At 47.6% G+C, this 5678-nt stretch carries 4 protein-coding genes; all 4 read right to left on the bottom strand.

Going from position 1 to position 5678, the window contains the following annotated elements; all coding sequences use genetic code 11:
* Positions 1 to 67: 67 nt before the first annotated feature.
* A complete protein-coding gene (locus tag OEM52_13510; GenBank protein ID MDK9701153.1) occupies positions 68 to 3166 on the bottom strand; it encodes an efflux RND transporter permease subunit in 3099 nt (1032 codons plus the stop codon).
* Complete coding sequence (locus OEM52_13505) at positions 3163 to 4062, bottom strand: efflux RND transporter periplasmic adaptor subunit (protein MDK9701152.1); 900 nt, start codon at positions 4060 to 4062, stop codon at positions 3163 to 3165. The genes OEM52_13510 and OEM52_13505 overlap by 4 nt, the downstream gene beginning before the upstream one ends.
* Positions 4059 to 5384, bottom strand: coding sequence for a TolC family protein (locus tag OEM52_13500; protein ID MDK9701151.1), 1326 nt, complete (start codon positions 5382 to 5384; stop codon positions 4059 to 4061). Before OEM52_13500 ends, OEM52_13505 begins: the two co-directional genes overlap by 4 nt.
* Positions 5381 to 5678 (bottom strand): MarR family transcriptional regulator (locus OEM52_13495; protein ID MDK9701150.1); only part of this gene is annotated, 298 nt, incomplete at its 5' end. The genes OEM52_13500 and OEM52_13495, both read right to left, overlap by 4 nt.

The raw sequence follows: 5678 nt of genomic DNA, 5'->3' as shown, positions 1-5678 counted from the left end.
AAACCGGGTAAGTCAAGAAACTTCTATTGCAACGCTCCGGGAGTTCCTATGCAACAACAACAACGGACTACTTGGAAATGACTTCCCATTGCTTCTTGCGTGATTCTTCTGTAAAACTGTCGTGAAATCCCATCCACCGCTTGATTCCTTCGAACATTTCGTAGGCGACGGGTATAACGACCAACGTCAGAACTGTCGAAGAAACAATTCCACCGATTACGACAACTCCTAATGATACCCGGAACGATGCTGCTGATCCTAATCCCAACGCAGTCGGAATCATCCCACCAATCATTGCTAATGTCGTCATGAGAATCGGTCGTAATCGAACTGGTCCGGCTTCCAACAACGCCTCGCGCACGGTTGCCCCTTTAGTCCGTAGTTGATTAGCAAAATCAACCAACAGAATTGAATTCTTCGTAACGATGCCCATCAGCAGAATCAACCCGATGAACGCAATCATATCGAAATTTCTACCGGTAAACAATAGCCCAATGAAACCGCCAATAACGGCAAGCGGCAGCGCCAACATAATTGTAAACGGATGAAGATAGGAGTTGAATTGCGAAGCCAACACCATATAGACAAAGAGAATTGCCAAAAAGAGCGCAAGGAATAAATTCGTAAAGCTCTCTTTGTTCTGCGAAACTTGCCCCTCATACTTCAAAGTATAGCCACTCGGAAGTCGGTAATCACTGAGCTTTGCTTTGATGTCATCGGCAACATCGCCTAAGCCGCGCTCCGGTGTAATATTAGCCGCAATCACCACTTGTCGCGTACGATCCTGCCGGTTGATTTGCGCCGGTCCAACAGTTTCTCTTAGCGCAACAATTTCACTGAGCGGAATACTCGTTCCGTTTTTCAGGGGATATCGAATCGAGAGTAGTTGGGAGGGGTCAGTGCGATCTTCCGGTCGCAAACGTACATTTACTTCAATCTCGTCGTCGCCGTCTCGGTATTTCGTCGCCGTCTCGCCATTCACCATCGAACGCACAACCGCCGCCACCTCTGAAGCTGTCACGCCATACTTCGCTAAGACTTCGCGCTTTACAGTGTACTGGAATTCCGGTTTTCCACTGCGCAAGGAATTGTCGACGTCAACCAATCCCGACACTTCCCGCATTCGGGTTTGAAAATCGCTTGAGATTTGCTGAAGAACTTTTGTCTCAGGTCCTTGGATATTTAACTGGATTGGACGTTGTTGAATCGTTGCCGATTTATTCCGCACGCCGGATACTTCTTCCACCGATACTTGTACACCCGGCACTGCTTTCAACAGCGGACGGATATCGTTCATCACTTTTTTCGTAACCAATTGATCAATCTTCACCATAATCGCCGCTTGATTGGAAGAACCATCACTGGTGCCGATAGTAGTGAAGTAATCCTTCGTTCGAGGATGTTTTTTAACGATGTCTTCCACTTCTACCACCCGTCGGTTCATCTCAGAAAGCGATATTCCCTGTGGCGCTTCCACCACGACCGAATACATGCCGCGATCCCCTTTTGAGTCGCCGCCAATCCCTACTAACGGAATGATAAAAATGGTACCGATCATGGTAACAGTCGCAATACCAATGATCCACCAGCGATGATTGAGCGACCATTCCAACAGTTTCCGGTATTCGCTATCCAATCCACTAATGAATAGTTCAATGCGACTCTTCTTTTCCTTCATCTTGCTTATAGACTTCTTAAAGAAAAATGCCGACAACATCGGAGCGAGCGTGAACGCCTCCAACAACGATATAATCACAGCAACTGAGATCGTAACTCCGAATTGACGAAAGAATTTTCCCGCCATTCCTTGAGTAAACGCAATGGGGAGGAAGACTGCAACAACTGTCATTGTAGTTGCCAATACTGCTAACGCGACTTCTGAAGTCGCTTCCCGTGCCGCTTCAAACGGTGATTTCCCTTTCTCCATCCAGCGGAATATGTTTTCCCGAACGACTATCGCATCGTCGATGAGCAATCCAATCGAGAGTGAGAGCGCGAGCAGTGTAATCAAGTTAATCGTGTAACCGAAGAGTAGCAGAAAAATGAATGTACCTATCACACAAATCGGCAATCCTGCCACTGTAATGAGGGTACCACGGATATCACGAAAGAAAAGCAAAACGACCAATGATGCTAATACAATGCCTTCCAATAATGCGAGTACCATTTCATCACGGGAAGCTTTCACAAAAATCGAATCGTCCGAAGCTAAAACCGGTTGTATCTGAGGATACTCCTCCGCCAACCGCTCCATTTCCTGATGAATGCGCTGGGCAACCGTAACCGTGTTAGTCCCTGACTGCTTGCGTATGTCGATGGTAACCGAAGGGGTATTATTTGTTCGCGAGAGTTGCCGGGTTTCTTTGTATCCATCGCGAACAGTTGCCAAATCCCTTACTCGAACTGGAAAACCGTTGACCTCTTTTATAATCAGATTTCGCAGCTCATCGGGATCGAGAATCTTTGCATTGGTTTTTAACAGCAACTCTTGTGTATTTGATGTAAAGCGTCCCCCAGGCATTTCAATGTTTGCCGCTTTTAGGGTACGTATCACATCAGGCATCGTGATTTCATACAATTCGAGATCACTACGGCGTACCGCAATCTCGATTTCACGTTCTTCGCCACCAGTCATCGTCACTGCGGCGACGCCATCGATTCGCTCGAGGAACGGTTTGATTTTGTTTTCGATCAGGTAACGGATTTGACTGGGACTTAGATTTGTTTTGGGAGATACAAATGAGTAGGTAATAATCGGTTGATCGGAGGGATCAAACTTCTCATACTGAGGTTCGAGAATATCGTTTGGTAGTGTTCGCCGTATGTTCGATACTTTCTCCCGGACCTCCGCCGCCATCTCTTTCGCACTCATCTCCAATTCAAATTCGACGATGACGATGGAAACCCCTTCGGTTGATGTCGAGCGAACCTTTCTTACCCCTTTTAATACCGACAACGCCTCTTCAATCGGTTTGGATACTTGACTCTCAACATCTTCGGGAGCTGCACCTGGATAAGGAGTCGTCACGGCAACAATCGGTAATGATATGTCGGGAAAAAATTCCACCGGCAACCGGGAATAGCTCACCAACCCTAACACAATGATCGCCAATACTGCCATTGTGATAAAGACCGGGTGTCGAATCGAACTGTCGGCGAGTTTCATTGTCCGACGCTCCTTGCCACGACCACGCTATCGCCATCGTAGAATTGATCTACTCCGGAAACAATGATGCTGTCATTTGTGGTAAGTCCAGAGCGAACGATCCGCCAATCACCTCTGCGCATACCCACATTGATCTTAACCCGTGACACTCTGCCGTTTTTTACCACTGCCGCAATACTTGTCGTATCCTGCTCCAGAACGGAGCTTGTAGGGATAAACAACGCCTCATACTTCTGTAGAAGAAAAAACGCTCGAAGATGCATGCCCGGCTTTATCCGCTGATCGTGAAGTACAACTTCAACCCGCGTCGCATGGGAGACCGGATCGCTCACATTGTCGATGCGTTTCACAACGCCGAGGATGATCGTGTTTGGGTAACTACTACAATCGAATTCAACTGCCATACCATTGCGAATCTTCCCGACGTCGTTCTGTGACACTTTTACTGGAACTACAATCGTAGCCAGATCCTCGATTACGCCTAACATCGTTTGGGGGGTAATCGACGCCCCTTCGTCCACCAGTTGTTTGGTAAACACCCCGGCTGTTGATGAGATAACTTCTACTCGATTGAACTCTTGTGGCGCTAAATCGCGGTCGACGATTGCAAGAATCTCTCCCGGTTGAATCGATTTTCCTTCGCTAACTTTCCATCGCAATAATTTGCCGTTCACTGTCGATTGAATCGGTACTGTGCGGTTTGCTTCCGCAGTTCCCCACGACTCAATTGTCTCTTTGGCTTCACGGTTCACCGGTTGCGTCACCTCGACCCGGGGAACTACCACTGGATTTCGTTGTGCTTTCAGCTCGGCTTTCCGTTGTGAGGTGCTGTATATGCGCCAACCAAGAATTGCAACAAATAGCAGGAAGCCAATTAGCAGTATTCGCTTTTTCATTTCAGCGCCTCAGCAGTAAAGCGTAGCGATAGTTCGCCAGTCGCTTTTTCATATTCGAGCAGTGCATTACGGTAATCGAATCGAGCTTGTTCGCAATTTAGTCTTGCTGTTGACAATGCAAGCTCAGCATCAGAAACCTCCTGTGCCGAGGTTTGACCGGCGGCGAACTGGACGGTTGCCATGCGATGCGCCTCTTCCGCTTGTTCGACGTATACTCGTTGCATTGCAACCCTTCGTTCGGCATCGTCGAGACTAATCAATGCTTGCTCAATCTCATTGCGGATGGTGTATGCAAAATCATTTATAAAAATATCAACCTGCCGGTAACTACTTTTTGCCGCTTCAATCCGGGCTTTGCTTTGTTTCCCATCGAATAAGTTGTAATTGCATTGGATGCCGACATTCCATTGCCGTTTAAGTTTGTCGGGATTATATGGGTCGGAACCATTTACCCAAAGTAGATTCGTCGATGCGCTCACCATCGGGTACAATCCGCTCTTAGCAATGGTAACGCCGGTCGCCGCGATAGCGCGGTTGGCTGCCAATTGTCGATACTCGGGTCGTAGTTCCTTCGCCGCTTGCAAGCCGCTCTCCAGTGTCGGTTTCGCGTGCGATGATGTAGCAGTGTCGCTGGGGAAGTTACTTTCGGATAACGTTAATCCTGTGAGAAGATTTATTGTTTCAATTACCCTGCGCTGATTTGCAACCGCATTCAGTGCATTCACTTCCATTTGATTCGCCGATACACTCGCTCGAAGCTTATCTAACTTCGATACCTGACCGGCGAGAAAACGTTTCTCGGTTAACGCGGCATGTTCTTGTGCCGAAGTAGCCGACAGTTTTGCAATCCGTTCGATAATCGTTACCGATATCCAGCGATTGTAAATACTTGACACCTGATATGCGAGATCTAATTCAGTGCGAACCCTCTCACTGCGAATGCGATTAAGCATTAGCTCTTGCATCGTTTGGTTATATTTTAAACGTTTTCCATCGAACAACGTTTGGTTCGCAGTGAATCCCACCCGATACGAATTATCTGGTTGAAACTGAATTGATGTTGCACCAAAGTTCATTTTCGTAACGTCGCCGTTGTGAACCGCGCTTCCCGTTAATGCAACTGTCGGTCCGCGCTGACCTTTTGCTTCAGCAATTTTTGCCGAAACCTCAACTAATTTTTCCGATGACAATTTCCGATTGGCATTGTGCTGTGAAGCAGCGAGAAAACAATCGTCAAGCGAAACCGGTTGGGCATTGGCAACATGGAACCCGAAGGCAAGCAGTGCGAACTGAATACACCATTTTGGCAATCGCACAATCATAATCCCGCTTCCTTATCGTCCATCGCTTTCGCAACGCGCGCCAGTGTTACGAATGCTTGTTCGAGTGCCTTTTGTTCTTTCGGTTTCATGCGCTCGAGCATTTTCAAGTACGTATTAACTAATTGCTCCTGCCGCTGTGCGATTATTCGCTTCCCTTTGTCTGATAATGTGAGGATCGTCTGTCTACGGTCGTTAGGATTAGTTTCGCGCTCGATGAATTCCGCTTTCACCAAGCGGTCGACCAATTCCGACGCCGCAGGAGGTTTGATTTGCAGGAACAACGCTAAATCGCTG

This window comes from bacterium, assembly GCA_030247525.1.
Taxonomy (GTDB): Bacteria; Electryoneota; JAOADG01; order JAOADG01; family JAOADG01; genus JAOTSC01.
Note: the sequence above shows the minus strand (reverse complement) of the source record. Positions and strands in the feature narration are given on the sequence as shown.

What these genes read in the sequence shown, in the direction of transcription:
- OEM52_13510 (MDK9701153.1), bottom strand. Translation starts at nt 3,166, where the DNA reads ATGAAACTCGCCGACAGTTCGATTCGACACCCGGTCTTTATCACAATG.
- OEM52_13505 (MDK9701152.1), bottom strand. Translation starts at nt 4,062, where the DNA reads ATGAAAAAGCGAATACTGCTAATTGGCTTCCTGCTATTTGTTGCAATT.
- OEM52_13500 (MDK9701151.1), bottom strand. Translation starts at nt 5,384, where the DNA reads ATGATTGTGCGATTGCCAAAATGGTGTATTCAGTTCGCACTGCTTGCC.